This is a genomic window from Streptomyces sp. NEAU-W12, assembly GCF_026242095.1.
In the GTDB taxonomy this organism is placed as follows: domain Bacteria; phylum Actinomycetota; class Actinomycetes; order Streptomycetales; family Streptomycetaceae; genus Streptomyces.
Window position 1 is genome coordinate 178,342 of the sequence record NZ_JAPJDM010000008.1, and the last position, 26,743, is coordinate 205,084.

The following is a 26,743-nucleotide window of genomic DNA, read 5'->3' on the forward strand; positions in this document are numbered from 1 at the left end:
TGCAACACTGCCAGACTCCGCGCCACCACGAGGAGCCCCCGCCCCACATGGACAGCACCGCACCCACCTCCTTCGCCTCCCTCTGGGACGAGGTCACCGGTACCCAGCCCGACCCGGACCTGTGGGTGGTGGTCGCCACACTGGCCGCCGCGCTCGTCGTGGTCACGCCACACGGACTGTGGCGGCTCTCGCGCAACGCCGTCACCATCGCGCACGAGGGCGGCCACGGGCTCGTGGCGCTGCTCACCGGCCGCACCCTCACGGGGATACGCCTCCACTCGGACACCAGCGGCCTGACCGTCAGCCGCGGCAAACCGACCGGCATCGGCATGATCCTCACCGCCACGGCCGGTTACACCGCTCCCCCGCTGCTGGGCCTCGGCGGTGCGGCACTGCTGGGCGCCGGGCGCATCACGCTGCTGCTGTGGCTGGCCACGGTGCTGCTCGTGGCGATGCTGATCATGATCCGCAATGCCTACGGGGCGCTGACGGTGCTGCTCACCGGCGGCACGTTCGTCCTCGTGTCCTGGCTGGCCGGCCCACAGGTCCAGGCGGCCTTCGCCTACGCCGTGGTGTGGTTCCTGCTGCTCGGCGGGGTGCGTCCGGCGTTCGAGCTCCAGGCCAAACGGGCGCGCGGGGGCGCGGGCGACTCGGACGCGGACCAGTTGTCCCGGCTGACGCACGTACCGGCGGGACTGTGGTTCTTCCTGTTCCACGCGGTGTCCCTGTGTTCCCTGCTCGGCGGTGGACGGTGGCTGCTGGGGCTGTGACACCGCAGGAGTCACCGGGAAGCGGTGGCCGCCGACGCGTCGGCAGGGGCGCCCGCCGCTCGGGACCCCCACCCGCGTTCCGCCGGGGGCCCGGTGGAGCGGTTCGGCCCGGGGGCGGCGCTCGGCCCGGGGGACAGCGGCTCGGGGCCGGCCGTCCGGGGCGTCCCGAGCACACCCGGTGGCCGGGACCGCCACTAAAGTAGTGCGCATGACCGCTAATCCCGCGCACATCACCCTCTGGCCCGCCCCGCACGCGAGCGGAGCCGTCGACGCGACGGTCCATGTGCCGGGGTCGAAGTCGGTCACCAACCGCGCTCTCGTACTCGCCGCCCTCGCCTCCGAGCCCGGCTGGCTGCGCCGCCCGCTCCGGTCGCGCGACACGTTGCTGATGGCCGGCGCGCTGCGGGCCATGGGGATCGAGATCGAGGAGGGCGTGGGCCCCGACGGCACCGGTGAGGCCTGGCGGGTGCTGCCCACGGGCCTGCGCGGCCCGGCCACCGTCGATGTCGGCAACGCCGGCACGGTGATGCGGTTCCTTCCCCCGGTCGCCGCCCTGGCCGACGGTCCCGTCCGGTTCGACGGTGACCCGCGGTCGTACGAGCGCCCGCTCAACGGCGTCATCGACGCGCTGCGGCACCTGGGTGCCCGGATCGACGACGACGGCCGGGGCGCACTGCCGCTGACCGTGCACGGCGGCGGCGCCCTGGAGGGCGGCACCGTGCCGGTGGACGCGTCCTCGTCGTCGCAGTTCGTCAGCGCGCTGCTGCTTTCGGCACCGCGTTTCAACCAGGGCGTCGAGGTCCGGCACACCGGTGCGACGCTTCCCTCCCTGCCGCACATCCGGATGACCGTCGACATGCTCCGCGCGGTGGGGGCCCAGGTGGACACTCCGGAGTCGGGCGGCGAGCCCAACGTCTGGCGGGTCACCCCGGGCGCTCTGCTCGGGCGGGATCTCACCATCGAACCCGACCTGTCCAACGCCCAGCCGTTCCTGGCGGCGGCGCTGGTGACCGGCGGCCGGGTCCTCGTCCCGGACTGGCCGGCCCGTACCACCCAGCCCGGTGACCGGCTGCGGGAGATCTTCACCGAGATGGGCGGTTCCTGCGAGCTGACCGAGCAGGGACTGGAGTTCACCGGTTCCGGATCGGTCCACGGCATCGACGTGGACCTCGGCGAGGTCGGTGAGCTGACGCCGGGCATCGCGGCCGTCGCGGCGCTCGCGGACTCGCCGTCCACGCTGCGCGGTGTGGCCCACCTCCGGCTGCACGAGACGGACCGCCTGGCCGCGCTCACCAAGGAGATCAACGAGCTCGGCGGCGACGTCACCGAGACCGCCGACGGTCTGCACATCCGCCCGCGCCCGCTGCACGGCGGCGTCTTCCACACGTACGAGGACCACCGCATGGCCACCGCCGGTGCGATCATCGGCCTCGGGGTGGAGGGCGTACGGATCGAGGACGTGGCGACCACGGCGAAGACCCTCCCGGACTTCCCCGAACTGTGGGCCGGGATGCTCGGGGCTTAGGACCGCAGACGATGCGCCGCTACGGCAAGCACACCGACGAGGACGACATCCGTTCCCGCCCGAACCGCAAGGGCAACCGGCCGCGCACCCACATCCGGCCCAAACACGAGGACGCCGCCGAGGGCATGGTCCTCACCGTCGACCGGGGCCGGCTCACCTGCCTCGTCGAGGACCGGACCGTGCTCGCCATGAAGGCCCGTGAGCTGGGCCGCAAGGCGGCGGTGGTCGGCGACCGGGTCGCGATCGTCGGCGACCTCACCGGGGAGAAGGACACCCTCGCGCGGATCGTCCGCATCGGGAAGCGGACGTCGGTACTGCGCCGGACCGCGGACGACGACGACCCCTACGAGCGGGTCGTCGTCGCCAACGCCGACCAGCTGGCCGTCGTCACCGCCCTCGCCGACCCCGAGCCCCGCCCGCGTCTGATCGACCGCTGCCTGGTCGCGGCGTACGACGGCGGGCTCACCCCGCTGCTGGTCCTGACGAAGTCGGACCTCGCGCCACCGGACAAGCTGCTGGAACTGTACGGCGACCTCGACATCCCGTACGTCGTCACCAGCCGTGCGGAACTGGAGAGCGGCGCGGCGGCCGACCGGGTGCGGGAGCAGCTGGCGGGTCGGATCACGGCGTTCGTGGGGCACTCCGGGGTCGGCAAGACGACCCTGGTGAACGCGCTGGTGCCGCAGGAGCGGCGGCGGTCGACCGGGCATGTCAACGCGGTGACAGGACGGGGGCGTCATACGACGACGTCCGCGCTGGCGCTGCCGCTGTCGGGCGCCGAGGGGTGGGTGGTCGACACCCCCGGGGTGCGGTCGTTCGGCCTCGCGCACGTCGATCCGTCGCGGGTCATCCTCGCCTTTCCCGAGCTCGGTCCGGGGACGGAGGGCTGCCCCCGCGCGTGCAGCCACGACGAGCCGGACTGCGCGCTGGACGCGTGGGTCGCCGAGGGACACGCGGACCCGGCGCGGCTGTACTCGCTGCGGCGGCTGCTGGCGTCCCGGGAGCACCCGGAAGGCGACTGACCCGGGCCGGCCGGGAGCGGCCGGGTCCCCTCGGCCGCAGCGCGGGATCGTCGGCCCTCCCGTGTTTGTCAGGGCCCACGGACGGTAAGTGCATAATCGCACCGAGCCGGACCCGAAGCTCTCGAACCCGGCGGAGGCGGGTCGCTGTACGCGACATACGCGAAACCCGGCCACCGCATGTCGGGACGACGGGGAGGACGACACATGGCGTGGCTGCTGGTCGTGGTGGCCGGGTTGCTCGAGACCGGTTTCGCCGTGAGCCTGAAGCTGTCCCACGGCTTCACACGGCTCTGGCCGACGATCGCCTTCTGCGTGTTCGCGCTGGGCAGCTTCGGCCTGCTCACCCTGGCCCTGAAGAAACTGGACGTCGGGCCCGCGTACGCGGTGTGGACGGGGATCGGGGCCACGGGCACGGCGATCTACGGGATGGTGTTCCTGGGTGACCTGGTGTCGACGCTGAAGATCGTGTCGATCACCCTGGTGATCGTCGGCGTGATCGGGCTGCAGCTGTCGGGGTCCGCGCACTGAGCGCTCCCCGCCGGGGAGCGCGGGGGTGCGGAGGTGCGGCAGCGCCGGAGCCCTACGGCACCGGCTGACGGGACAGGGCTCCGCGGACCAGATCGGCGACACCGCCCTCGGCCGGCGGCGGCGCGGCGATGCAGGACACGGCGAGGCGCACCACCAGCTCGCAGGCGCGGGCCAGCTCCGCGGTGTCGGCCGGCCCGGGCACGCCGGGGCCGGTCAGGACGGCCACCGCGCGGTCGCGGACGAGCGCGACGAGGTCACCGGGCGAGGGCAGCGGGCCGTCGGCGCGGCGTTGGGCGGGGACGGCGGAGCCGGACCGGACCGGTGAGAGGGCCGGGGAGGGCAGGCGCTCGCTCCAGCAGCCGGTGAGCATGGCCCGGACGAGGGCGCTCTGGCGGGCCGCGGCGGCGGTCCACTCGGCCGCCGCGGTGAGCCGGTCACGGACGTCGCTGTGGACCGTGAGGGCACGGTCGACGCCGGCCAGGTAGCCGTCGGCCTCTCTGCGGACCAGGGCCCTGGCGAGTCCGTCCTTGCTTCCGAACTCGTTGTAGAGCGTCTGCCGGGACACTCCGGCTGCCGCGGCCACGTCCACCATCCGTACCGCGGACCACGGGCGGCGCGCGAGGGCCGTGTGAGCGGCGTCCAGCAGGGACTCCCGCGCTGCAGGCATCATCGCCTCCCTCGGGGCGGGCGAGCGGCTCTGCGCTTCAGATTTGACGCGCCGCCGGGCACTGTCAAGGGTTCGCGTGGGGTGCGGGGCCCGGTTGCCCGCGCGCGGGCCACAAGCCCCCCTGTAGCCCCGGTCCCACCTCGGCAGATACGGTTCGTTGCATGCCCGACTACCTTGACGACCTGCGTCTCGCCCATGTCCTCGCGGACGCCGCCGACGCCGCGACGATGGACCGGTTCAAGGCCCTCGACCTCAAGGTGGAGACCAAACCGGACATGACGCCGGTGACCGAGGCCGACAAGGGCGCGGAGGACGTCGTCCGAGGCCACCTGAAGCGTGCCCGTCCCCGGGACGCGGTCCTCGGCGAGGAGTACGGGGTGGAGGGCACGGGGCCGCGGCGCTGGGTGATCGACCCGATCGACGGCACCAAGAACTACGTGCGCGGCGTTCCCGTCTGGGCCACCCTGATCTCCCTGATGGAGGCCCGCGAGGGGGGCTTCCAGCCTGTCGTCGGTCTCGTCTCGGCTCCCGCGCTCGGCCGCCGCTGGTGGGCGGCGAAGGACCACGGCGCGTACAGCGGCCGCAGCCTGACCTCGGCCTCCCGGCTCCAGGTCTCCCGGGTCTCCCGGCTCGCCGACGCCTCGTTCGCGTACTCCTCACTCAGCGGCTGGGAGGAGCAGGGGCGGCTGGACGGCTTCCTGGACCTCACCCGCGAGGTGTGGCGGACACGCGCGTACGGCGACTTCTGGTCCTACATGATGGTCGCCGAGGGGTCGGTCGACCTGTGCGCCGAGCCCGAGCTGTCGCTCTGGGACATGGCCGCCACCTCGATCGTCGTCACCGAGGCGGGCGGCAGTTTCACCGGACTCGACGGCCGGCCCGGACCGCACAGCGGCAACGCGGCCGCCTCGAACGGCCTGCTGCACGACGAACTGCTGGGCTACCTCAACCAGCGTTACTAGCGCCGTCGGCGTCCAAAGACGCACGAAGCCCGCGCACGAGGCCGTGCATGAGGCTCGCGCGCGGAGGCCTGCGCGCCCTCGATCCGCCGCACGCGCCCTCTTGTTGACTCCGGCTTTGCCTGGGACTCTGAGGACCCGCCCACTTGTGAACTTGTGAAACCGTGGACCGGCGGACGCCCGGCGTCCGACGGCACGGTTTCCGGTAGGAGGTGGCTCCATCCCATGCTCGTCCGTGACGCCATGAGCACGGTGGTCCTCACCATCGGCCCCGCCCACACCCTCCGCCAGGCCGCCGCCCTGATGTCCACCCGCCGCGTCGGCGCGGCCGTGGTCCTCGACCCCGACGGCACCGGCATCGGCATTCTCACCGAACGGGACGTCCTCAACTCGCTGGGCCTGGGACAGGACCCCGACTCCGAGCGCGCCCACGCCCACACCACCACCGACGTCGTCTTCGCCGCCCCGTCCTGGACGCTCGAGGACGCCGCCCACGCCATGTGCCACGGCGGGTTCCGCCATCTGATCGTCCTGGAGCGGGGCGAGCCCGTCGGCATCGTCTCGGTGCGCGACATCATCCGCTGCTGGGCCCCCGTACGACGGCAGGCGGCCCAGCACACACCGGCGTGACCTAGCGGGCCGGGACCTGCTCGGCACGCCGAACGGGCCGGGCCCCCGTGGGGGAGTCCGGCCCGTCGCCACGGCAAGCGGTCCAGCGCTGGAATCAGCCGCGAAGGGCCTGGACCGCGGCCTCCAGCCGCTTGCCGAAGTCCTCGTCCGCCTGGCGGAAGTTGTTGATCGCACGCTCGGCGATGTCGTCGCGCGTGACCCCGGAGAGGGCGCCCGCCAGGTTGCCGACCAAGCGGACCTTCTCGTCCTCGCTCATCAGCCGGTAGAGGTTGCCCGCCTGCACGAAGTCGTCGTCCTCGGCGTGGGACGGCGTGGCCGTCTCGCCGGTGGGACCGGTCACCGCGATGGGCTCCCACAGCGGACGATTGGTCTGGACCGGACCGTCGAAGCTGTTCGGCTCGTAGTTCTTCGCCCCCTTGTGGCGGCCGTCGTACAGGTGACCGTCACGGGAGTAGGTGCGCGCTTCGGTGGCGTGCGGGCGGTTGACCGGCAGGTGGTCGGCGTTGATGCCGACGCGGTAGCGGTGGGCGTCCGCGTAGGAGAAGATGCGGCCCTGGAGCATCTTGTCCGGGGACGGACCGATGCCGGGCACGAAGTGACCGGGGCTGAAGACGGACTGCTCGACCTCGGCGAAGATGTTCTCCGGGTTGCGGTTGAGCTCCAGCCTGCCGAACTCGAGGACCGGGTAGTCCGCGTGCGGCCAGACCTTGGTCAGGTCGAACGGATTGAAACGGTACGTCGCCGCCTCGGCCGCCGGCATGATCTGTACGCCCACGGTCCAGGACGGGAAGTCGCCCCGCTCGATGGACTCACGCAGGTCACGCTGGTGCGAGTCGGGGTCCCGGCCCGCGAGGACCGCGGCTTCCTCGGCGGTGAGGTTCTTGATGCCCTGGTCGGTCTTGAAGTGGTACTTGACCCAGAAGACCTCGCCGGCCTCGTTGTTCCACTGGTAGGTGTGGGAGCCGAAACCGTCCATGTGGCGGTAGGACGCCGGGATGCCGCGGTCACCGAACAGCCAGGTCACCTGGTGCGTGGACTCGGGCGACAGACCCCAGAAGTCGAAGACGTTGTCCGCCTCCTGCGAGCCCGTGTACGGGTCGCGCTTCTGCGTGTGGATGAAGTCGGGGAACTTGATGGCGTCCCGGATGAAGAAGACCGGGGTGTTGTTGCCGACGAGGTCGTAGTTGCCCTCTTCGGTGTAGAACTTGAGCGCGAAACCACGCGGGTCGCGCACCGCGTCCGGAGCACCCAGGTTGCCCGCCACGGTCGAGAAACGGACGAAGGTCTCCGTCTCCTTGCCCACCTCGGACAGGAACTTGGCCCTGGTGTACTTCGTCACGTCGGCGGTGACCCTGAAGGTCCCGTAGGCACCGGCGCCGCGGGCGTGCACCACGCGCTCCGGAATGCGCTCACGGTTGAAGTGAGCCAGCTTCTCCAGGAGGAGCTGGTCCTGAACGAGCACCGGGCCGCCGACGCCCGCGCTCTCACTGTTCTGGTTGTCGGATACCGGAGCACCGGCTTCCGTAGTGAGCGGTCCCTGCGTCACGTACGCCTCCTGCGTCATTCCAGCCAACTGCGCCTCTTGGCCAAAGCCGTTCCCGATCCTACAATAGACAATGTCTAAGTCAAGCATGACTCCAAAGTCACACTCGTTCGGGACCTCGTTCCCCTAGCTGTTAGGCTGATGCTCATGAGCGACCTTTTGGAACGACTGCGCGGGCGTGGCTGGCGGATGACCGCACAGCGTCGTGTGGTGGCCGAGGTCCTCGACGGCGATCACGTCCACCTGACGGCCGACGAGGTGCACGCCAGAGCCGTCACCAAGCTGCCCGAGATCTCCCGGGCGACGGTCTACAACACCCTGGGCGAACTGGTCACGCTCGGCGAGGTGCTGGAAGTCGCCACGGACAAGCGGGCCAAGCGCTACGACCCGAACGCCCACCGGCCGCACCACCACCTGGTGTGTGCGCAGTGCGGCGCGATCCGTGACGTACATCCGACCGGCAACCCGCTGGCCGAACTCCCCGACACGGAGCGCTTCGGCTTCACGGTGTCGGGCGTCGAGATGACGTATCGCGGCGTCTGCCCGAACTGCGTGACGGCGTAACGTTCCGGCACTCCCACCGCCCTCCCTCCCGGCACGCATGACGAAGCCCGGCACCGTCGGTGCCGGGCTTCGTCATGCGATACCCGCGTGCGGGGTGAGCCGCGGATCCGTGGATGCACAGCACCGGATGCACAGCACCGAGGGCCGGAACCCTTTCGGATTCCGGCCCTCGGTCTTCAGTAGCGGGGACAGGATTTGAACCTGCGACCTCTGGGTTATGAGCCCAGCGAGCTACCGAGCTGCTCCACCCCGCGGCGATGAATGCAACGTTACGTCAAGGACGCGGACGGAGGCAAATCCCTTTCGGAGCGGCCGTACGCCTCCGAGGTGCGGCGGCACGGTCCGCCCGCCCCACCGCCGACGGAACAGGGGACGACGTCAGGCCGAGAGTTCCTCCCGGAGGGCGTCACGCAGGCGGATCGCGCGCTCCATGACCGCCGTCGGGCCCAGTGCGGCCGCGCGGTCGGCCCAGCGCTGCCCCTCGACGAGCTCGCCCCGGCGCGCGTAGACCAGGGCGAGCCGCAGGGCGGCACGCCCGTGTCCGGCGTCGGCCGCGCGGGCCCACCACACGGCCGCCTCGGGCTCGCTGCCCTCACGGGCCAGCAGCAGGCCCAGGTTGAAAGCGCCGTTGCGGGAACCGGCCTCGGCCGCCTCCCGGTACCAGCGGGCCGCCTCCACCGCGTCGCCACGGGCCGCGGCGAGCATGCCGACCCGCACCTGCGCCCGCCGGTGGCCCTGCAGGGCTGCACGCTCGTACCACTCCTCGCACTCGCTGCGCCGGTTCACCGGCTCGCCCAGTTCGTGCGCAGGCTCCGGTGGGCGGCGGGCATCCAGCACGGCCGCCAGACGGTAGGCGGCCTCGGCACTGCCTCCGCCCGCCGCGCACCGCAGGAACCGCTCCGCCTCGCCCTCGTCGCCGTCGCGCAGCCGGGCCATGCCGACCTGGAGCGCGGCCTCCGTGTGCCCGGCGCTCGCGGCCTGCTCGTACCAGCGCAGCGCGGCCGCCTCCTCCTCCCGGCCCGCGTGCAGGATGCCGAGGTTGAAGGCGGCGTCCACGCTGCCCGCCTCCGCGGCCTTGGAGAACCAGGGCTCCGCCCCCTTCTCGTCACCGGCCGTCAGCAGCAGGATCGCCAGCGCGTTGGCCGCCTCCCGGTGGCCGGCGTAGGCGGCCCGGCGGTACCACTGCTCGGCAGGGGCGGTCCGGCCCTGCTCGGCGCAGAGCAGCGCGAGGTTGTACGCGCCGTTGACGTCGCCCGCGTCCATCGCGGCCCGGTACCAGCGTTCGGCGGTCTGGGTCTCGCCGCGCTCGGCGTGCAGGGCGCCCAGCGCGTTGGCGGCGTTGCCGTCGCCGTCCTGGGCGGCGCGCAGCCACCACACGGCGGCGTTCTCGGTGTCGCCGGCGTCGCGCAGCAGGAAGGCGAGCGCGCAGGCTGCCCGCGCCTCCCCGTCCTTGGCCGACGTCAGGTACCAGCGGCCGGCCTCCTTGAGTTCGCCGCGCTTCTCCAGGATCGCGCCGAGGTGCAGCGCGGCCCGGCGGTGTCCCCGCGCGGCGGCCTGCCGGTACCACTGCTCGGCCTCCTCCGGGAACGAAGAGGCGCCGTCGTCGGCTTCCCGTGCCGCCTTCCGGTCCAGCGTCCTCGCCACCCGGTAGGCGGCTTCCCGGTGCCCCCGCTCGGCGGCCGTCCGCATCCAGCGCTCGGCACCGGCCGCGTCCCCGCGGTGTTCCAGCAGGTCGGCGAGTGCGTAGGCGCCCAGGGCGTGGTCCTGCTCGGCGGACTGGCGCAGCCAGTACTCGGCGGCGGGCTCGTCGCCGCGCTCACGGTGGTACCGGCCGAGCGCGTGCGCCGCCGGGGCCGAGCCGGCGACGGCCGCGACCCGCCACCATGCCGCGGCCTCCTCCGGATAGCCGCGCTGGAACAGAAGGACGCCCAGGTTGTTGGCGGCGGCGCGGTCGCCCGCGGCAGTGGCGGCGCGCAGATGGGGTTCGGCTCCGGCGAAGTCGCCGCGGCGCAGCAGCATGGCGCCGAGAACGCTCATCGCCTCGACGTCGCCGGCTTCGGCAGCGAGCCGCCGGCGCAGCTCCTCGGCCGCCTCGTCGGCAGCCTCCGCGGTCTCGTCGCGAGGTTCCTCCCGAGGGGAGGGCTGCTCAATACGCCCCGTCTCGAACAGAGTTGCCCTGTCCCCCATCACATTCATCGTCGCACCACCTGCAACCTGGGTACACCTGGTATGCCGCAGTCAGTGAGGTCACTTCAGCGTTTTGTCGACATGCCCACAGAGAGACAAGTGAAACACAGATCCGCCAACTCCCTTCGTCGGCGCGGCCGCAGAAGCTCCCGGCACATGCGTTCGCACACCACAAAGGCCCGGATTCCTTGAGGAATCCGGGCCTTTGCTGTCGCCGACTTCGCGACTTCAGTAGCGGGGACAGGATTTGAACCTGCGACCTCTGGGTTATGAGCCCAGCGAGCTACCGAGCTGCTCCACCCCGCGCCGTTGTGTGCACAACCGTACCACGGCGCGAGGTGGGCCTTTGACCAGCCGGTTCGCTAACCGCCCGGGCTCGGGTCGGGACCGGGACTGCCGTCCGCGGACTGGGCCTCCTCGGCCCTGCGCAAGGCCTCCTCGAGGTCCTCCTGCGCCTGGCCGTAGGCTTCCCAGTCGTTCTTCTGCAGGGCTTCCTGGCCGGCCTCGAAGGCCTCCTGGGCGTCGTTCAGGGCCTCCTGGACCGTCGGGTCGTCGGACGTCGGCGGTGGCTCGGTGCCTTCTTCCTCGCCGGTTCCTTCGCCCTCGCCCTCACCTTCCGGTGGTTCGGTGGCCGCGCCCTCCGCTCCGAAGATCTTGTCGAGGGCCTGCTCCAGGGTGTCCTCGAAGGCTGTCTGGCCCCCGTAGGTCACCAGCACCTTGCGCAGCAGCGGGTACTTCAGTCCACCACCGCGCACGTAGACCGGCTCCACGTACAGCAGTCCGCCGTCGAGCGGGACGGCCAGCAGGTTGCCGTACTCCACTTCGGAGTCGCCGCCCCTCAGCAGCCTGATCGTCTCCGCGATGTCCTGCTGGGAGTTGAACTGGCTCTGGACCTGCTTGGGTCCGGCGGCCGTGGTGCTCGTCGGCAGTTTCAGGACTCTGATCTTGCCGTACCCCTCACTGCCCGCCTCGGCGTCGACCGCCATGAACGCGCTGAGGTTGTCACGGCCGTTCGGAGTGAACGTCGTGGTGAGCGAGAAGGCCTGTTCCTGCTGGTCGGGCATCTTCATGCTCAGGTAGTACGGCGGTACCGCGTCGCCCGTCTTGTTCGTCGGGTCGTCCGGCACCTGCCAGACCTCGCTGCCGCTGAGGAACGTGGTGGCGTCCTTCACGTGGTAGCGGGTCAGCAGTTCGCGCTGCACCTTGAACAGGTCCTGCGGGTACCGCAGATGGTTCATCAGGTCGTCGGAGATCTCGCTCTTCGGGTCGACCGTGTCCGGGAACGCCTTCATCCACGTCTTCAGGACGGGATCCTGGGTGTCCCACTGGTAGAGCTCGACCTTGCCGCTGTACGCGTCGACGGTCGCCTTCACCGAGTTGCGGATGTAGTTGACCTGGTTCTCCTGGGCCACCACCGCCCGGTTGTCGTTGGTGGCGGTCAGCGAGTCGGCTGTCGTGTCACCGAGGGTCGTCCGCGACGCGTACGGGTAGCCGTTGGTGGTCGTGTAGGCGTCCACGATCCACTGGATCCGGCCCTCCACCACCGCGGGGTAGGCGTCGCCGTCGATCGTCAGCCAGGGTGCGACCGCTTCGACGCGCTCCTTGGGCGTGCGGTTGTACAGAACCCGCGACCCCTCTCCGATGGCACCGGAGTACAGGATCTGCGGCTCGCTGAACGCGGCGGCGTAGGCGGCCCGGTTGACCGGGTTCTCGAGGCTGACGCCGCTGTCGCCCTTGTAACTGGTCGTCTTCTCGCCGCTGTCGTCGGAGTAGTCGATCTCCTTCTGGGGACCGCCGACGATCGAGTACGTCGTCGTCCGCTCGCCGTAGTAGACGCGCTGCTCGTACGTCCCCAGGTCACCCTTGGACGGCAGGTCGGACTCGGTGAAATCCGGACGGCCGCCGGCGTCGGCGCTGGTGCCCTTGGCTGCGACGGCACCGTATCCGTGGGTGTACCGGAAGTGGTCGTTGATCCAGTTCCGCTTGGGGATGCCGTTCAGGTTGATCTCGCGCAGACCGATGACGGTGTCCTGCTCCGTGCCGGTCCCGGGATCGGGATAGCGGTCCACGTCCAGGTTGGTCGGGAACGCGTAGTAGTTCCTGATCTGCTGGAGCTGCTGGAACGTCGGCGAGACGACGTTCGGGTCCATGATCCGGATGCTCGCCGTGTCGGAGACCTGGTCCCGGAGCTCGGTCCTGTCCTCGGTCTGGCTGGTCCCCGGGTAATCGTCGACCTGGGCGTCGTCGATGCCGTAGGCCTCACGCGTCGCCTTGAGGTTCTTCTCGACGTACGGCGCTTCCTTGGCCTGCTCGTTCGGCTGGACCTGGAACTTCTGCACGATCGCCGGGTACAGACCGCCGATGAGGATCGCCGACAGCACCATCAGGCCGAAGCCGATCATGGGCAGCTGCCAGGTGCGCCGCCACAGGGTGGCGAAGAACAGCAGCGCGCAGATGACGGCGATGCAGAACAGGATCGTCTTCGCCGGCAGGTAGGCGTTGGCGTCGACGTACCGCAGGCCGGTCCAGTTGCCGGTCGCCTTGAAGTCGCTGGACTTGACCGCCAGGCCGTACCGGTCGAGCCAGTACGCAACCGCCTTCAGGGCGACGAAGACGCCGAGGAGCACCGACAGATGGCCGGTGGCCGCGGCCGTGGCACGCGCGCCGGGGCTGGTGACCCGCAGACCGCCGTACAGGTAGTGGGTGAGCGCGGCCGCGATCAGCGACAGGATGGTGGCCGCGAAGCCGAACCCGAGCATGAACCGGTACCAGGGCAGGTCGAAGGCGTAGAACGCCACGTCGAGCTTGAACTGCGGGTCCTTCTGGCCGAACGGCACCCCGTTGACCCACATCAGCCAGGTGCGCCACTGGCTCGAGGCCGAGGCACCGGCGATCAGCCCGAGCAGTGCGGTGATGCCGAGCAGCAGCCACTTCTTGTACGGGGCGATGCCCATCCGGTAGCGGTCGAGGTTCTGCTGCTCCATCGACATGGCGCTCAGCGGCGGGCGCATCCGGTGCGCCAGCCAGATGTTGAAGCCGACCGCGAGGGCCATCAGCAGACCGAAGACGAAGAAGAGTCCGATCTTGGTCCACAGGGTCGTCGTGAACACCGACGAGTAGTCGACCGAGCGGTACCACAGCCAGTCGGTCCAGAACCCCGCGAACATGGTGAACACCATGCCGAGGACGGCCAGGACGCCAAGTGTCATGAGCAGGGTCCGGACCCGCCGGGACGGGCGGCCCACTCTCATCCGTGGCCCTGTCGGGCCTCCGCCACGGTCCGGCATCTGGAAAGCCAAGGTAGGCACCTCGAAGTTCGCTGTCGATTCGTCAGGTCCGCGAGTTCGTGGACCGCGTGCGGGCCCCTTTGCTCACGGGCCCACACCTATGCAACTTACTCACTCTTTACTCGGTTCCCGATTTCGGCCCCCAACGAGAGAGGATTGTGACCATGTCCAACACACCCATGGCGGCGAGCCCGCTCACCCGGGCCGTGCTCGAGATCGACGAGTACGTCTCCGGCCTCGGCTGGGACCAGCCCGCCCGGCTCTTCGCCCTCGTAGACACCGCACGGCTGCGTGCCGAGCAGCCCTCTCTCGCGGACCGGCTCGGTCCGGGCGACGAGCAGGAGACGACCGCCCTCACCCCGATCGAGCAGGATGCCATTCCAACGGGCAAGCCGCTGGACGAGTTCCTGGGCACCCTCGCCTGGCCCGACTCGGTGGCCGGCTGCGCCCTGACCGTGGAGCGTCTGATGCTGCCGCCGTCCGCGGAGGCCCAGGTTCCGCAGGATCTGGACCAGGACGCGCTGGCCGCGTGGGTGGCGAAGCACCCGAAGCGCCAGGAGGTCCGCATGACGGTCGCGGTACTGCGCGACGGTGCCCGCGATTCCGCCCTGCGGCTGCGGGAGAAGGACTCACCGACGGAGGTCCTCACCGGTTCCGCCCTGGTGCCGGGGCTGGCGGAGGCGCTGACGGCGACGTTCGAGGCGTAGTCCGAGGCGTGCCCGTCAGCAACCCCGGCGGGCAGTCCGCACGGTCAGGAGGCGGTGCACGTCGGCAGGTCGGCGGTGTCGCCGGAGTCGAGGTCCTTCAGGGCGCCGAGGGCGTCGTCGATGGTGTCCACCTTGATGAGCGTCAGACCCTCGGGGGGGTCCGCGGCGGCGGCCGCGCAGTTGTCGGCGGGCGTGAGGAAGTACTCGGCGCCCTTGGCGCGCGCGCCGACCGTCTTCATCTCGATCCCGCCGATCGGCCCGACCTTGCCGGTGTCGTCGATGGTCCCGGTGCCGGCCACGAACCTGCCGCCGGTCAGGCTGCCCGGAGTGAGCTTGTCGTAGATGCCGAGCGCGAACATCAGACCGGCGCTCGGCCCGCCGACGTCGGCGAGCTTGATGTCGATGGTGAACGGGAAGGTGTGGTCGGTTCCTGCGGCGATCCCGACGATGGCGCGGTCGTCCCCGTCGTCGTCGGAGGCGGCGGTGGTGATCGTGATCTCCTCGGTCCCGGTCGGCGTCCGGTTCTCCTTCTCGGCGGCGGCCTGCTCCTTGGCGGGCACGATCGTGAAGCCGACGTCCTCACCGGGCTCGTGCTCGGTCACCAGCTCGGCGACGTCGGCCGGCTCGCGCACCGTGCTGCCGTCGACGCTCTTGATCACGTCACCCGCGTGCAGCTTGCCCTCGGCGGGCGATCCCTTGACGACCGTGGAGACGATCACCCAGGACTTCACCGGGACGCCGAGTTCCTTCAGGGCGGCGACCTTGGCGCTCTCCTGGGACTGGCTGAACTCCTCGGCGTTCTCCTGGGTGGACTGCTCCTCCGTCTTGCCGTCGGGGTAGAGCGTGTCGTGCGGCACGACCTTGTTGTCGTGCGCGAGCCATCCGTAGACGGCCTCGACCAGGTTCATCCGGTAATCGGCGCTCGTGACCCGCACCGTGGTCATGTTGAGGTGGCCGTCGGTCGGATACGTCTTGCGCCCGTCGATCCGCAGCACCGGGTCGCCGTCGTGATCGCCCAGAGTGTCCACCGTCGGCCCGGGGGACATCTCCGAGTACGGCACAGGGATGAACACACCCGCGCACAGAAGCACGATCAGCATGAGGGTGGAGGCGAGCATCGTCGCGGTGCGGCGTGGCATGCACCGACAGTACGGGACAGGTCTGTCAGCGCACTGTCAGGGCAGCCCGTCCGGGCAGCCCTGACCTTGTCCTACGTCTGTGACCTGCCGTTCCGGCCCTAGGGCCGGACCTCTTCCGCTGTCGGCCGAGGCCTCTCCATGGCCTCGCGGAACCGGGCGTAACCGATGAGCTCGGGGCCGTCGCTGCGCACCCGCCGGGTGCGAGTGGCCCAACTGCCCCACAGGCCCGCGCCGACCGCGGCCATCAACGGAATCAGCAACCAGGCAAGCGCCGCCATGCCGACCTCCCATCCCCATGAGCGTCCGCGACTGACTGATCAGCAGATTAACCATCCGCAGTGACCACGCTCATACCCGGGGGGAGGTTGTGCAAGCGGAGTGGAACCGGGAGCAGACGTACGGGAACGGAGGCGGTGCGACGGTTCTCAGTGGTGTCCTCCCAGCAGGTCCCGCCCGCCCACGACGGGGCTACGCGCCGACCCACTCCTCGGTCCCGTCCGAGAACGTCTGGTGCTTCCAGATGGGCACCTCGTGCTTGAGGTCGTCGATCAGTTTCCGGCAGGCCTCGAAGGCCTCGCCCCGGTGCGCGCACGACACGCCGACGACCACGGCGAGATCCCCGACCCCGAGGTCCCCCACCCGGTGCACGGCCGCCAGCGCCCGCACGGGGTACTCGGCGACGACCTTCTCGGCGATCCGCCGCATCTCGTCCTCGGCACTCGGGTGGCACGAGTACCCCAGCTCATCGACGTCGGTCCCGCCGTCGTGGTTGCGCACGGTCCCCACGAACAGTGCCGTCCCTCCGGCCGCCTCGTCGCCGACGGCCCGGAAGACCTCGTCGACGGACAGCGGCGCGTCCCGGATCGCGATCAGCTTGATCGGGTCCTGCGCGGGCTGCTCACCGGGGTGATCGTTCGTGGATGCCATGCCCTCCATCGTGCCCCACGACCACGACGGCGCAAAGGCGCCCCGGCGCCCCGGCGGCGTCCTGTCGCCGGCGGGTGCCGCGTGGTGCTCAGATCCGCCGCCGGGCCTTCCGCGCCCGCCGCACCACCGCCGCCGCGCCCAGCAGGGCCACCGTCGCTCCCGCGGCGCCGGCCGCCGTCGCGTCCTTGCGCCCGAGCCGGCGCCCGGCCACCGTGTGCCGGCCGGACACCTCCTCCAGGAGCTCGGCCAGCACCTGCTCGTTGGTGTGGGCGGGCCGCCACCCGGCGTCGTGCAGTCGGCTCCCGCTGACCACCCAGGGGTGCATCGTGTACGCCAGGTCCCCGGCCGGGGACGGGGTGAGACCGATCCGGTGCAGCCGGGCCGCCGCGCCCAGCGCGACCGCCGACGGCAGCTCCATCCGCCGGATCCCGCTGAGCTCCTCGACCTCCTCCTGCTCCAGCCATCCGTCGCACCCGACGGCCAGCTCTCCGTCGGCCTTCTCCAGGACGGCGTACTCCAGGGCGCTGCACAGGTCGTCGACGTGGCAGAACTGCCACGCGGGCCGCGAACCGGCCACCACAAGCAACCGGGGCGACTCGAAGTACCTGGTCAGTGCGGTGTCGGTGCCTCCCACGAGCACAGCGGGCCGTACCACCGTGACGTTGAGACCGGGGTGCGCGCGGGGTGCCCTGCGCGCGAGCCGCTCGATCTCCAGGAGGTCGCCCACGCCCGTCGCCTCGGCGGTGGCCCGCAGTTCCGCGTCCTCGGACAGCGGCAGCTCGTTGTCCGGGAGCGCTCCGTAGACCATCGTCGAGGTGCACAGCACCACCCGGTGCACTCCGGCGGCCGCTGCGGCGGTCAGCACGGTCTGCGTCCCGCGGACGTTGTAGGCCGTCCGGGCGGCGGCGTCGGTCTCCAGGTCGAGGTCGAGTGCCAGATGGACGACGGCGTCGGCCCCGCGCAGCCGGTCCGCGATGGCGGGGTCCCGTACGTCCAGGATGTGCCACTGTGCCTCGGCGCACTCGCCGCGGCGTTCGTCGATGGCGATGACCTGCTTGATCTCCTCCGAGGCGGCGAGCCGCTCGGTGAGCAGCGCGCCGACACCGGAGGCGGCGCCGGTGACCGCGACGACGGGCCCTCGTGCGGGCGACGAGCGGGTTGACCGGTTTCGCGCTGCGCGAACCTGTGGATCTGGGGAACTCACCGGGCGTCTCCAGCGGTTGTCTTCAGTACGAGCGCATGCGAAGCATGCGTACCAGGTGGCATCCATCCTGCCGCAGGCCTTCTGTCGGCGAAGCATCGAGGCTCGAACCGCCCCAGGTGTCTACGCTGGGTGGTGTTGTCGGGCAATCGCGCCGCCGGAAAGAACCGGTGGCCCTATCAGCCGAGGAATCCCGTGAGTGACACCCCATTCGGATTCGGCCTTCCGCCGGAGGAGCCGGACGACGGCGACGAGGGCAAGAAGAAGGACCAGCAGAGCGGTGGTGGTCAGGACCCGGCCAACCCGTTCGGTTTCGGCATGTCCGGAGCCGGTGGCTTCGGCGCGCCCGGCGCGGACAATCCGTTCGCCGCGATGTTCGGTTCCCTGAACCCCAACGACCTGGGCGCCGCGTTCCAGCAGCTCGGCCAGATGCTCTCCTACGAGGGCGGACCGGTGAACTGGGACATGGCCAAGCAGATCGCCCGCCAGACGGTCTCCCAGGGCACCGCCGACGGCACGAAGGACGCGAGCGTCGGTCCCGCCGAGCGCAGGGCCGTCGACGAGGCCGTCCGGCTGGCCGACCTGTGGCTGGACGACGCCACCTCGCTGCCGTCCGGTGCGGCCTCCTCGGTGGCCTGGAGCCGTGCGGAGTGGGTCGAGGCGACGCTTCCGGCGTGGCGGGAGCTCGTGGACCCGGTCGCCGAGCGTGTCGGCACCGCCATGGGCGACGTACTGCCGGAGGAGATGCAGGCCATGGCGGGCCCGCTGATCGGCATGATGCGCTCGATGGGCGGAGCCATGTTCGGTACGCAGATCGGTCAGGCGGTCGGAGTGCTGGCCGGTGAGGTCGTCGGCTCCACCGACATCGGCCTGCCGCTCGGCCCGGCCGGCAAGGCCGCGCTGCTGCCGGTGAACATCGCGGCGTTCGGCAAGGACCTCGGCGTCCCGCAGGAGGAGGTACGGCTGTATCTCGCCCTGCGCGAGGCCGCCCACCAGCGCCTGTTCGCGCACGTGCCGTGGCTGCGCTCGCACCTGTACGGCGCGGTCGACGGCTATGCGCGCGGGATCAAGGTCGACACCGCCAAGCTGGAGGACGTGGTCGGCCAGTTCGACCCGCAGAACCCGGAGCAGCTCCAGGAGGCTCTTCAGCAGGGCATGTTCCAGCCGGAGGACACCCCGCAGCAGAAGACGGCGCTGGCCCGTCTCGAGACGGCGCTGGCTCTCGTCGAGGGCTGGGTGGACGCCGTGGTGCACGCGGCGGCGAAGCCCCGCCTGTCGTCGGCGGACGCGCTGCGCGAGACGCTGCGCCGCCGCCGCGCCTCGGGCGGCCCCGCGGAGCAGACGTTCGCCACGCTGATCGGTCTGGAGCTGCGCCCGCGCCGGCTGCGGGACGCCTCACGCCTGTGGGCCTCGCTCACGGACGCGCGCGGTGTCGACGGGCGGGACGCCCTGTGGGCCCACCCGGACATGCTGCCGACGGCCACCGACCTGGACGACCCGGACGGCTTCGTGCACCGCGAGCAGGTCGACTTCTCCGAGCTGGACAAGATGCTCGGCGAGGCGGCGGGCAAGCACGGCCTCGGCAAGCGGAGCAAGGCAGAGGACACCGAAGGCACCACCGGGGACGCCGGCGGGGGCGAGAACGACGGCGGCAGGGACGACGGTGGCCGGGGCGGCGAGCGCAGGGGTGACGGCGCCGAGTGAGCCTGTACGACGACGCGGTGCTCGCACTCAAGGGGTACGAGGACCAGCCGGAGCTGCGCCAGACCTATCTGGACCACCTCGCCGCGCACCCGGACGGCATGTGGAAGTCCTGCCGCGCGGGCCATCTCACCGCCAGCGCCCTGGTGGTCGCCCCCGAGCGCGGCCGGGTGCTGCTGACCCTGCACCGGAAACTGCGGATGTGGCTGCAGATGGGAGGTCACTGCGAGCCCGGCGACCCGTCACTGACCGCGGCGGCCCTGCGGGAGGCCACCGAGGAGTCGGGGATCGCGGGGCTCACCCTCCTGGCGGGCGGGCCGGTGCGCCTGGACCGGCACGCGATCCCGTCTCCCTGCCACTGGCACTTCGACGTCCAGTATGCGGCCGTGGCCGCTCCCGATGCCGCGCACACCATCAGTGACGAGTCACTCGACCTGCGCTGGTTCCCCTACGACGAGGTGGCGGAGGTGGCGGATGCCTCGGTCGTCCGTCTGCTGGAAGCGACCCGGACGCGGCTGGGCGTCTGACCTGCGGATGGCCGCCGGCAGACCGGCAGACCGGCAGACCGGCACCCGATTGTTCTACGCATACGGGTGAGGGGCGACCGCCTGGTGGTCGCCCCTCACCCGTATGTCTCCGGAAGCCGGTCAGCTCCAGACGTTGCCCTGGTTCTGCCCGCGGGCACCCTGCTGTCCCATGCCGTACTGCGCGGCGATGCCGGAGCCGATCCGGGCGTTCTGCGGCGGCAGCAGCTCACTGGGCTGGACGAGCGCGAAGCCGCTGCCCATGAAGCTGAGCTCCCAGCCCTCGCCGGTGCTGCCACGGCGCCGCCACACCCCGGAGGAGTGCGTCTGGGCCTGCAGCTGTACGCGCAGCCCCGTGGACCAGGCGACGATCGCGTCGGCGTCGCAGTTGACGTACGTGTCCGGCGTCACCCGCATCAGCAGCGGCATGCCGGAGGTCATCAGGGCGACCTTGCCCTGACCGGTGATGTTGAGCTGGTACTTCCCGGAGCCGGAGATGCCGTACAGGCTGTCGACGGCGATGACCTCCTGATGCAGCGAGGAGTCCATCGCGAGCACATAGCTGCTGTCGACGGTCAGCCCTTCATGGTCCACGTCCATGACATGGATGTGCTGGGCGAGGTTGGCGAGGTAGACCGTGCCCTGCCCGTGGCAGCGCATCAGGTCCAGCCCCTCGCCCGTGTGTGAACGGCTGTGCGCCTGGCTACGGCTCTGGTACTCGGCGTCGAACTCGACGAGTCCCTGGTAGGCGATCATGCTGCCCTTGCGGGCGAGGATGTCGTCGTGGCCGCCCAGGGCGACCCGGAGCATCTGCTTGTTCTGCAGGCTCCAGCGTTCCTGGGTCTGCTGGTCGTTGAAGGCGAAAAGCGGGCTCTGCATGGTGTGGTTGCTCCCCCTCAGCCCCGGACCCGGAGACGGTCGGTGCTGTCCTCACTGGGCTGGACGACGACGATGCCCTGACCGGAGAACGCCATCTGGTAGGCCTCACCGCTGCCGCGGCCGATCAGCGACTGTGCCCGGAAGCTGCGCTTGCCCTTCACCTTGAGGTTCGGGGACCAGGCGACCAGGGCGTCCGGGTCGACGTACGTCTCGTCGTCACCGCCGCCGCAGTCGACGACGATCGGCTTGCCCCGGGAGGTCAGAGCGACCCAGCCCTGCCCGGAGATCTTGGTGTTCCACAGACCCTGTCCGGCGAACTTCGCCAGGCCCTTCACCCGCTCCACGCCCCACGTCAGGCCGGCGTCGAAGGCGAGCAGGTTGGTGGCGTTGACGGAGATGCCTTCGCCGTTGAGATTGATCACGACGACGTCCGCGCCGTAGTCGGCGAGGTAGAGCAGGCCGTCGCCGGAGCACTTCATCAGCGGGGCGCCCTCCCCGGTGGCCCAGTCCCGGGCGATCTGCCGCACGGCCGGCGGGTTGGGCTCGTACTGGATGAACCCTTCGTAGCCGATCATCGACCCGACGCGCGCGAGGAGGTCGTTCCCGGTCTGCATGGCGACCTTGAGCATGTGGTCGCCGTGGTTCTCCATGCGCGCGGTGACCGGTGCGGGGGCGAAGCCCGCGAGTGGCTGGTTCATGACGGGCTCCCTCAGATCTCGTACGGCTGGACGACGATGAAGTTGCCGGGCGCGCCCCGGAACTGGAGGTTGACGCTCTCCCCCGTGTCGCCGGGGTAGGAGTTGCGGCGCATCCGCACCTGGCTGGAGACGATCACCTGGGAGGCGGCCGACCAGGCGACCACGGCGTTGGCGTCGGCGAAGGTGGTGGGCGTGACCGGCAGGACCACGGGCACACCGTGCGTCTTGACCACAATGGTGCCGGTCCCCTGGAACCGCATCGTGAACAGTGCGCCGCCGGGAATGCCGTGCCCCTCGATGCGGCGGACCTCGTACTGGAGGCTCTCGTCGAAGGCGAGGACGCTCTCGGCGGAGACGCACACGGCGTCTCCCTGGAGCTCGATCGGATGCAGCATCGTGGCGTCCTCGGCGAAGAACACCTGGCCCTGGCCCGTGCAGCGCATCAGCTGCATCTCCTGGCCGGTCGCGTTGCCGACGACACGGCCGCTGAACCCGGCGCCCTTGTAGCTGAAGTCGACCTTGCCCTGGTAGAGCACCATGCTGCCCTGGCGGGCCAGCACGGGTTGTCCGTCCGTGCCGAGGTCGGCACGGACCAGTTTCGGGTTCTGAGCGGTCCAGCGCTGTCCGGTGGGCGTCTCCTTGAACATCTGGAGCGCGCCGAGCACACCCGGGCTCTGCGGCACTCCCCGGGGCGCCCCCTGCGGTGCCCCGTAGGGGGCCTGCTGACCCGGCATCTGTCCGGGCGGCATCTGCCCGGGCGGCATCTGCCCGGGCGGCTGCTGCTGGCCGTAGCCCGGCGGGGGTGTCGGCCGACCGTGGCCCGGCGGCGGAGCGGGGGCCTGCGGTGCGTGCGGCTGCACGCCGTAGCCCGGGGGCGGCGGGGCGCTCGGTGCGGGCTGGCCGAAGGCGGGCGCCGGAGACGGTGGCGGCACGGGAGAACCGCCGGGCGGAGTGTGCAGGGGCGCGACGATCGTCTGCGCGGCGTGCACCGGCGGCGCGGAGGGCGGCGGGGCGGCGCCGGGGGGAGGGGCGAATCCCTGCGCGGCAGGCTGCGGCGCGGGTGCGGGAGGCGGCGCGGGTGCGGGTGCGGGGTTGCCGGGAACCCCGAACGCGGGCGGGGCGAAGCCGGGGACGGCACCACCGGCCTGCGGCTGCGGCTGCTGCGGAGCGGCGGGCTCCTCCTCGGCCACCTCGCCGCCGAAGTTCTTCAGCAGCGCGTCGAGCCCGCCGTCGAAACCCTGGCCGACGGCGGCGAACCGCCACACGTCCTTGAAGTAGAAGTCGCCCAGCATCACCGCGCGCTCGGTGGAGAACTCCGAGCCGTTGAAGGGATAGCGGGCCACTTCCTCGCCGCCCGCGACGATGCGGATGTATCCGGGACCGATCTGGGACATCTGTCCGGCGCCGTCGAGCGTCGCCGTGAAGGACAGCTTCTTGATCTGCTGCGGGATCGCGTCCAGCGTCACTCGGAAGGACTCCGTGTCGCCCGCCTGGGGGCCCAGCAGCTGAAGGGACTCCTCGGGGGACTTCGGCTGGTTGAAGAAAACGAAGTACCGGTCGTCCGAGAGCCGTTCGTCACCGTCGAGACCGAAGCAGCTGATGTCGAAGGTGAGCCCGGGGCCGGAGATCTGCACGCCTACGTACAGATCCGTGCCCGCGGTGAGGTCACTGATCCTGGCCTTGTGGCCGCGTTGGAATTCCCTGGCCATGCGTACGACCGTCCCCCATCCCGGGTGTGAGTGCGTCGCGCCAGGCTAACCGCAAACCCGGACATCGGATGAAGTCGGTACAGACCCGGTACACAACGCGCGGCTGCCCCCTGCGGGGCGCTCGCCTCGGGCGACGCTCACTCGTCGCGGACCTCCGGCGGGTGGGGCGACCGCGCGGCGGCGACCACTCCTTCAAGGTAGCCCCGGGCCCGCTCCGTCTTCGGATACGCCTCCAGCAGGCGCCAGAAGCCGGGCCCGTGCCCGGGCACGAGCAGGTGAGCCAGTTCGTGGCAGAGGACGTAGTCGACGACGTACTCGGGCATGCCCTGCAGCCGGTGCGAGAGGCGGATGCTGCCCTCGGAGGGCGTGCACGAACCCCAGCGCGTGTTCTGGTTGGTCACCCAGCGTACGGAGCGGGGCCGGGACCGTCCGTCGAAGTACTGGGCCGACAGCCGCTCGGCGCGCTCGGCCAGCTCGGTGTCCCCGAGCGCCCTCCTGCTCTCCTGGGCCGCCAGCTTGTCGAGCATGACGTTCACCCAGCGCTGCTCCTCCGCCTCGGACATCCGGGCGGGGATGAGCACCACGGTGCGATCGCCCTCGCGGTACGCGGAGACCGTTCTGCGCCGGCGGGCGCTCCTGCGGACCTCGATCGCGTTCGCCCGTGAGCCCCTCGTCGGCTGGCTCGTCGTGCTGCGCTGTGGATCTGCGGCGCTGTGCGGTGGGTCGGCGGGCACGCCCCGACGTTACCCGCTGCACACGGGGAAGTCCCGGCTCCGGGACGCTTCGGTGCCCGATCCCCCCACCATGCGACGGATTTGTGCGATCAATCACCTTTCCTGTGGAAAACTTTCCGCAAGGCGCTTCGCATCCGGGCATGCTGGCAGTCGTCGACCGGCCCGCGAGCAGCCGTCGGTACGACGGCTGCCGTTCAGGAACACACGAAGACACACAGGCACACGGGGGACCCGACATGCATCCGATGGTGAAGCCGGCGCTCCGGCGCGGCTGGCGCGACCTCAACACCGTGCAGTTCGGGATGACACCCGCGCACGCGTTGACCCTGGGGCCGATGGACACGGCCACGGGCAGCTTCCTCGACCTGCTCAACGGCACCCGCGGGCTCGATCGTCTGCGCGAGGAGGGCCGGCGGATGGATCTGCCCGACGGCCATGTCGACCGGCTCGTGGTTCGGCTGTCCCGGGCCGGGCTGCTCGACGACTCCCGGGGCGGCGGCCCTGCCGCCGACGCACTGCGCGAGAAGCGGGAGGTCCTCGACCGGCTGCGCCCCGACCTGGCCTCGCTGACCCTGACCACCTCCGCGCCGGGCGACGCGCTCGGACGACTCGCGGCGCGGAGCGGAGCGCGGGTGCAGGTGAGGGGCGCGGGCCGGGTGGGCTCGATGCTGGCGGCACTGCTGTCCGGGGCCGGCGTGGGCGAGGTCGACGTGCGCGACATCGGCCGGGTCGAGCCCTGGGACGTCGCGCCGGGCGGGCTGCCCCCGGAAGCCGTCGGCGACCGCAGGGACGAGGCGGCCCGCCGTGCCGTGCGCCGGGCCGCGCCGGACCGGCCGCCGCGCCGGACCGCTCAGTCCCCGCCCGAGGAAGGCACCCCCGGGTTCTCCCTGGTGATCTTCGCCCCACGGGACGACAGCGCCGTGCACACTCCGGACCCGGCGGGGGCCGAGACCCTGACGGCCTCGGGAACACCCCATCTCTACGCCGGCGTGGTGGAGGCGACCGGTGTCGTCGGTCCGTTCGTCCTGCCCGGTGAGACAGGGTGCGCGGGCTGTCTCCAGGAGGACAGGACCGACCGGGATCCGACGTGGCCGCGTATGGTCGCCCAATGGCGTTCCGGGCAGCAGCGCCGGGTGGGAGCCTGTGATCTGCTCCTGGCCGCGACCGTGGCCGGACTCGCCGGTGCCCATGCGCTCGCCTTCCTGGACGGCCATGTTCCGTCCAGTGCCGGTGCCCGCTGGGAGGCTTCCCTCCCGGGTCTGCACTGGCATGCGCGGCCGGTCGGGAGCCATCCCGGCTGTCCGTGCGGAGCGGCGGACCAGGACACTGCGAGAACGGAGTCGGAGCACCACACCTCCGAGCACGGCCGGAGGCACGGGACAATGGCCATGCACGGGCCGTCGAAGAAGGTGTGCCGTCAGGCGGACGCGGGGCGGCCGGCAAGGACTTGGAGGGCTCATGTCTGATCTTCCCCGGAAGGCGGTCACCCGGACTGCCAAGCTGGCCGCGCTCCCGCTCGGCTTCGCCGGGCGGGCGACCTGGGGGCTCGGCAAGCGGATCGTGGGCGAGTCCGCGGAGCTCGTCGGCCGCGAGGTGCAGCAGCGCACCGCGGAGCAACTGTTCAAGGTGCTCGGCGAGCTCAAGGGCGGTGCGATGAAGTTCGGCCAGGCCCTGTCGGTCTTCGAGTCCGCCCTGCCCGAGGAGGTCGCCGGGCCCTACCGCGCGGCGCTGACGAAACTCCAGGAGGCCGCCCCGCCGATGCCGACCCGGACCGTGCGCGCGGTGCTGGAGGAGCAGCTCGGCGAGGACTGGCCCGACCTGTTCCTGGAGTTCGAGGACAAGCCGTCCGCCGCGGCCTCGATCGGTCAGGTGCACCGTGGGGTGTGGCACGACGGCCGTGAAGTGGCGGTCAAGGTGCAGTACCCGGGCGCCGGGGAGGCCTTGCTGTCCGACCTGAACCAGTTGAGCCGGTTCGCCCGGCTGCTGGGGCCTCTGGTTCCCGGTATGGATGTCAAGCCACTGATCACGGAGCTGAAGGACCGGGTCGCGGAGGAGCTGGACTACGGGCTGGAGGCCCAGGCCCAGCGGGCCCATGCCGAGGAGTTCGCGGACGACCCCGATGTCTTCGTACCGGCGGTGGTCCACCAGTGCGAGCAGGTGCTGGTCACCGAGTGGATGGACGGCGTCCCGCTGTCGGAGGTCATCTCGGACGGCACGGAGGAACAACGCGACCGGGCCGGCCAGCTCCTCGCCCGTTTCCTGTTCTCCGGGCCGGCCCGCACCGGACTGCTGCACGCCGACCCGCATCCGGGCAACTTCCGTCTGCTGCCCGGCGGCCCGGACGGCGAGGACGACTGGCGTCTGGGTGTACTGGACTTCGGCACGGTCGACCGGCTGCCGGGCGGGCTGCCGGCCCCCATCGGCGCGGCTCTGCGGATGACGCTGGACGGCGAGGCGGAGGCCGTCCACGAGATGCTGTGCGCGGAGGGGTTCATCAGGGAGACCGTCGAACTGGATCCCGACGCGGTCCTCGAGTACCTCCTGCCGATCATCGAACCGGCGCAGGTCGAGGAGTTCACGTTCACCCGGGGCTGGATGCGCGGTCAGGCAGCCCGCGTCGGCGACCCCCGTTCCCCCGCATACCAGTTGGCCAAGCAGCTCAACCTTCCCCCGGCGTATCTGCTGATCCACCGGGTGACTCTGAGCACGATCGGCGTGCTGTGCCAGCTGGGCGGGACGGTACGGCTGCGCGACGAACTGCGGGAGTGGCTGCCGGGGTTCGCCCCGGAGGAGAGGGACGAAGCGCAAGCAGCGGAAGCGGAAGAGACGGATCCGGAGACAG

Annotated in this window: 23 protein-coding genes, 2 tRNA genes and 1 pseudogene; 12 read left to right on the top strand and 14 right to left on the bottom strand. The window is 71.1% G+C overall.

The window, feature by feature from the left end; genetic code table 11:
- The first annotated feature begins 47 nt into the window (after positions 1-47).
- From ORI94_RS12310 to ORI94_RS12325, 4 genes are all read left to right on the top strand, one after another.
- Positions 48-770 (top strand): M50 family metallopeptidase, encoded by a 723-nt coding sequence (locus ORI94_RS12310; RefSeq protein WP_266074560.1) that lies wholly within the window; start codon positions 48-50, stop codon positions 768-770.
- 208 nt (positions 771-978) lie between these two features.
- Positions 979-2,295, top strand: a complete 1,317-nt coding sequence (gene aroA, locus ORI94_RS12315; protein ID WP_266074561.1) for a 3-phosphoshikimate 1-carboxyvinyltransferase — start codon at positions 979-981, stop codon at positions 2,293-2,295.
- A gap of 11 nt (positions 2,296-2,306) precedes the next feature.
- Positions 2,307-3,317, top strand: a complete 1,011-nt coding sequence (gene rsgA, locus ORI94_RS12320) for a ribosome small subunit-dependent GTPase A (protein WP_266074562.1) — start codon at positions 2,307-2,309, stop codon at positions 3,315-3,317.
- Positions 3,318-3,521: 204 nt separating this feature from the next.
- The gene (locus ORI94_RS12325) at positions 3,522-3,845 is read left to right on the top strand and encodes a DMT family transporter (protein ID WP_266074563.1); all 324 of its coding nucleotides are present in this window, start codon (positions 3,522-3,524) and stop codon (positions 3,843-3,845) included.
- A gap of 52 nt (positions 3,846-3,897) precedes the next feature.
- Here the strand turns inward: ORI94_RS12325 and ORI94_RS12330 are convergent, their stop codons facing one another.
- Positions 3,898-4,515, bottom strand: a complete 618-nt coding sequence (locus ORI94_RS12330; RefSeq protein ID WP_266074564.1) for a TetR/AcrR family transcriptional regulator — start codon at positions 4,513-4,515, stop codon at positions 3,898-3,900.
- Between the two features lie 158 nt (positions 4,516-4,673).
- Here ORI94_RS12330 and hisN point away from each other — a divergent pair, with 158 nt between their 5' ends.
- Positions 4,674-5,474 (top strand): histidinol-phosphatase, encoded by an 801-nt coding sequence (gene hisN, locus ORI94_RS12335; RefSeq protein WP_266074565.1) that lies wholly within the window; start codon positions 4,674-4,676, stop codon positions 5,472-5,474.
- Between the two features lie 222 nt (positions 5,475-5,696).
- Entirely contained in the window at positions 5,697-6,101 is a 405-nt protein-coding gene (locus tag ORI94_RS12340; protein WP_266074566.1) for a cyclic nucleotide-binding/CBS domain-containing protein, read from the top strand.
- Between the two features lie 94 nt (positions 6,102-6,195).
- Here the strand turns inward: ORI94_RS12340 and ORI94_RS12345 are convergent, their stop codons facing one another.
- Positions 6,196-7,647 (bottom strand): catalase, encoded by a 1,452-nt coding sequence (locus ORI94_RS12345; protein WP_266074567.1) that lies wholly within the window; start codon positions 7,645-7,647, stop codon positions 6,196-6,198.
- Positions 7,648-7,791: 144 nt separating this feature from the next.
- On the opposite strand from ORI94_RS12345, the gene ORI94_RS12350 reads away from it, so the two are divergent.
- A complete protein-coding gene (locus ORI94_RS12350; RefSeq protein WP_266074568.1) occupies positions 7,792-8,208 on the top strand; it encodes a Fur family transcriptional regulator in 417 nt (138 codons plus the stop codon).
- Positions 8,209-8,388: 180 nt separating this feature from the next.
- On the opposite strand, the gene ORI94_RS12355 is transcribed toward ORI94_RS12350, so the two are convergent.
- The 4 genes from ORI94_RS12355 to ORI94_RS12370 form a co-directional block, all read right to left on the bottom strand.
- Positions 8,389-8,462, bottom strand: a tRNA-Met gene (locus ORI94_RS12355).
- Positions 8,463-8,586: 124 nt separating this feature from the next.
- Positions 8,587-10,404: a tetratricopeptide repeat protein gene (locus ORI94_RS12360; RefSeq protein WP_266074569.1), complete on the bottom strand. Its 1,818-nt coding sequence runs from the start codon at positions 10,402-10,404 to the stop codon at positions 8,587-8,589.
- A gap of 223 nt (positions 10,405-10,627) precedes the next feature.
- Positions 10,628-10,701 (bottom strand) — tRNA-Met (locus ORI94_RS12365).
- A gap of 56 nt (positions 10,702-10,757) precedes the next feature.
- On the bottom strand, positions 10,758-13,646 hold the full coding sequence (locus ORI94_RS12370; RefSeq protein WP_266074570.1) for a UPF0182 family protein: 2,889 nt from the start codon (positions 13,644-13,646) through the stop codon (positions 10,758-10,760).
- A 200-nt stretch (positions 13,647-13,846) separates the two neighbouring features.
- Between ORI94_RS12370 and ORI94_RS12375 the strand changes: the two genes are divergently transcribed.
- Entirely contained in the window at positions 13,847-14,389 is a 543-nt protein-coding gene (locus ORI94_RS12375; RefSeq protein ID WP_266074571.1) for a PPA1309 family protein, read from the top strand.
- A gap of 44 nt (positions 14,390-14,433) precedes the next feature.
- On the opposite strand, the gene ORI94_RS12380 is transcribed toward ORI94_RS12375, so the two are convergent.
- From ORI94_RS12380 to ORI94_RS12395, 4 genes are all read right to left on the bottom strand, one after another.
- Positions 14,434-15,528 (bottom strand): PDZ domain-containing protein, encoded by a 1,095-nt coding sequence (locus ORI94_RS12380; RefSeq protein ID WP_266074572.1) that lies wholly within the window; start codon positions 15,526-15,528, stop codon positions 14,434-14,436.
- Positions 15,529-15,626: 98 nt separating this feature from the next.
- On the bottom strand, positions 15,627-15,806 hold the full coding sequence (locus ORI94_RS12385; protein ID WP_266074573.1) for a hypothetical protein: 180 nt from the start codon (positions 15,804-15,806) through the stop codon (positions 15,627-15,629).
- A gap of 190 nt (positions 15,807-15,996) precedes the next feature.
- A complete protein-coding gene (locus ORI94_RS12390) occupies positions 15,997-16,455 on the bottom strand; it encodes a molybdenum cofactor biosynthesis protein MoaE (RefSeq protein WP_266074574.1) in 459 nt (152 codons plus the stop codon).
- Positions 16,456-16,543: 88 nt separating this feature from the next.
- Complete coding sequence (locus ORI94_RS12395; RefSeq protein WP_266074575.1) at positions 16,544-17,659, bottom strand: SDR family oxidoreductase; 1,116 nt, start codon at positions 17,657-17,659, stop codon at positions 16,544-16,546.
- A 192-nt stretch (positions 17,660-17,851) separates the two neighbouring features.
- Here ORI94_RS12395 and ORI94_RS12400 point away from each other — a divergent pair, with 192 nt between their 5' ends.
- Together ORI94_RS12400 and ORI94_RS12405 are read left to right on the top strand one after the other, a co-directional pair.
- Entirely contained in the window at positions 17,852-19,360 is a 1,509-nt protein-coding gene (locus ORI94_RS12400; protein WP_266074576.1) for a zinc-dependent metalloprotease, read from the top strand.
- Positions 19,357-19,884: an NUDIX hydrolase gene (locus ORI94_RS12405; RefSeq protein ID WP_266074577.1), complete on the top strand. Its 528-nt coding sequence runs from the start codon at positions 19,357-19,359 to the stop codon at positions 19,882-19,884. The genes ORI94_RS12400 and ORI94_RS12405 overlap by 4 nt, the downstream gene beginning before the upstream one ends.
- 120 nt (positions 19,885-20,004) lie before the next feature.
- On the opposite strand, the gene ORI94_RS12410 is transcribed toward ORI94_RS12405, so the two are convergent.
- From ORI94_RS12410 to ORI94_RS12425, 4 genes are all read right to left on the bottom strand, one after another.
- On the bottom strand, positions 20,005-20,760 hold the full coding sequence (locus ORI94_RS12410; protein ID WP_266074578.1) for an AIM24 family protein: 756 nt from the start codon (positions 20,758-20,760) through the stop codon (positions 20,005-20,007).
- 17 nt (positions 20,761-20,777) lie between these two features.
- Positions 20,778-21,458: an AIM24 family protein gene (locus ORI94_RS12415; RefSeq protein WP_042172797.1), complete on the bottom strand. Its 681-nt coding sequence runs from the start codon at positions 21,456-21,458 to the stop codon at positions 20,778-20,780.
- A gap of 11 nt (positions 21,459-21,469) precedes the next feature.
- Positions 21,470-23,167, bottom strand: coding sequence for a TerD family protein (locus tag ORI94_RS12420; protein ID WP_266074579.1), 1,698 nt, complete (start codon positions 23,165-23,167; stop codon positions 21,470-21,472).
- A 137-nt stretch (positions 23,168-23,304) separates the two neighbouring features.
- Positions 23,305-23,901 (bottom strand): M48 family metallopeptidase, encoded by a 597-nt coding sequence (locus tag ORI94_RS12425; RefSeq protein ID WP_266074580.1) that lies wholly within the window; start codon positions 23,899-23,901, stop codon positions 23,305-23,307.
- Positions 23,902-24,137: 236 nt separating this feature from the next.
- Here ORI94_RS12425 and ORI94_RS12430 point away from each other — a divergent pair, with 236 nt between their 5' ends.
- Positions 24,138-25,367, top strand: coding sequence for a TOMM precursor leader peptide-binding protein (locus tag ORI94_RS12430; protein WP_266074581.1), 1,230 nt, complete (start codon positions 24,138-24,140; stop codon positions 25,365-25,367).
- A pseudogene (locus tag ORI94_RS12435) lies at positions 25,360-26,724 on the top strand (ABC1 kinase family protein); the annotation flags it as partial. The gene ORI94_RS12430 and the pseudogene ORI94_RS12435, both read left to right, overlap by 8 nt.
- Between the last annotated feature and the right edge of the window lie 19 nt (positions 26,725-26,743).

Bases quoted from the DNA above. Each gene is read 5' to 3' on its own strand.
- ORI94_RS12310 (WP_266074560.1), top strand. From the start codon at position 48: ATGGACAGCACCGCACCCACCTCCTTCGCCTCCCTCTGGGACGAGGTC.
- aroA (WP_266074561.1), top strand. From the start codon at position 979: ATGACCGCTAATCCCGCGCACATCACCCTCTGGCCCGCCCCGCACGCG.
- rsgA (WP_266074562.1), top strand. From the start codon at position 2,307: ATGCGCCGCTACGGCAAGCACACCGACGAGGACGACATCCGTTCCCGC.
- ORI94_RS12325 (WP_266074563.1), top strand. From the start codon at position 3,522: ATGGCGTGGCTGCTGGTCGTGGTGGCCGGGTTGCTCGAGACCGGTTTC.
- ORI94_RS12330 (WP_266074564.1), bottom strand. From the start codon at position 4,515: ATGATGCCTGCAGCGCGGGAGTCCCTGCTGGACGCCGCTCACACGGCC.
- hisN (WP_266074565.1), top strand. From the start codon at position 4,674: ATGCCCGACTACCTTGACGACCTGCGTCTCGCCCATGTCCTCGCGGAC.
- ORI94_RS12340 (WP_266074566.1), top strand. From the start codon at position 5,697: ATGCTCGTCCGTGACGCCATGAGCACGGTGGTCCTCACCATCGGCCCC.
- ORI94_RS12350 (WP_266074568.1), top strand. From the start codon at position 7,792: ATGAGCGACCTTTTGGAACGACTGCGCGGGCGTGGCTGGCGGATGACC.
- ORI94_RS12360 (WP_266074569.1), bottom strand. From the start codon at position 10,404: ATGAATGTGATGGGGGACAGGGCAACTCTGTTCGAGACGGGGCGTATT.
- ORI94_RS12370 (WP_266074570.1), bottom strand. From the start codon at position 13,646: ATGAGAGTGGGCCGCCCGTCCCGGCGGGTCCGGACCCTGCTCATGACA.
- ORI94_RS12375 (WP_266074571.1), top strand. From the start codon at position 13,847: ATGTCCAACACACCCATGGCGGCGAGCCCGCTCACCCGGGCCGTGCTC.
- ORI94_RS12380 (WP_266074572.1), bottom strand. From the start codon at position 15,528: ATGCCACGCCGCACCGCGACGATGCTCGCCTCCACCCTCATGCTGATC.
- ORI94_RS12385 (WP_266074573.1), bottom strand. From the start codon at position 15,806: ATGGCGGCGCTTGCCTGGTTGCTGATTCCGTTGATGGCCGCGGTCGGC.
- ORI94_RS12390 (WP_266074574.1), bottom strand. From the start codon at position 16,455: ATGGCATCCACGAACGATCACCCCGGTGAGCAGCCCGCGCAGGACCCG.
- ORI94_RS12410 (WP_266074578.1), bottom strand. From the start codon at position 20,760: ATGCAGAGCCCGCTTTTCGCCTTCAACGACCAGCAGACCCAGGAACGC.
- ORI94_RS12415 (WP_042172797.1), bottom strand. From the start codon at position 21,458: ATGAACCAGCCACTCGCGGGCTTCGCCCCCGCACCGGTCACCGCGCGC.
- ORI94_RS12420 (WP_266074579.1), bottom strand. From the start codon at position 23,167: ATGGCCAGGGAATTCCAACGCGGCCACAAGGCCAGGATCAGTGACCTC.
- ORI94_RS12430 (WP_266074581.1), top strand. From the start codon at position 24,138: ATGCATCCGATGGTGAAGCCGGCGCTCCGGCGCGGCTGGCGCGACCTC.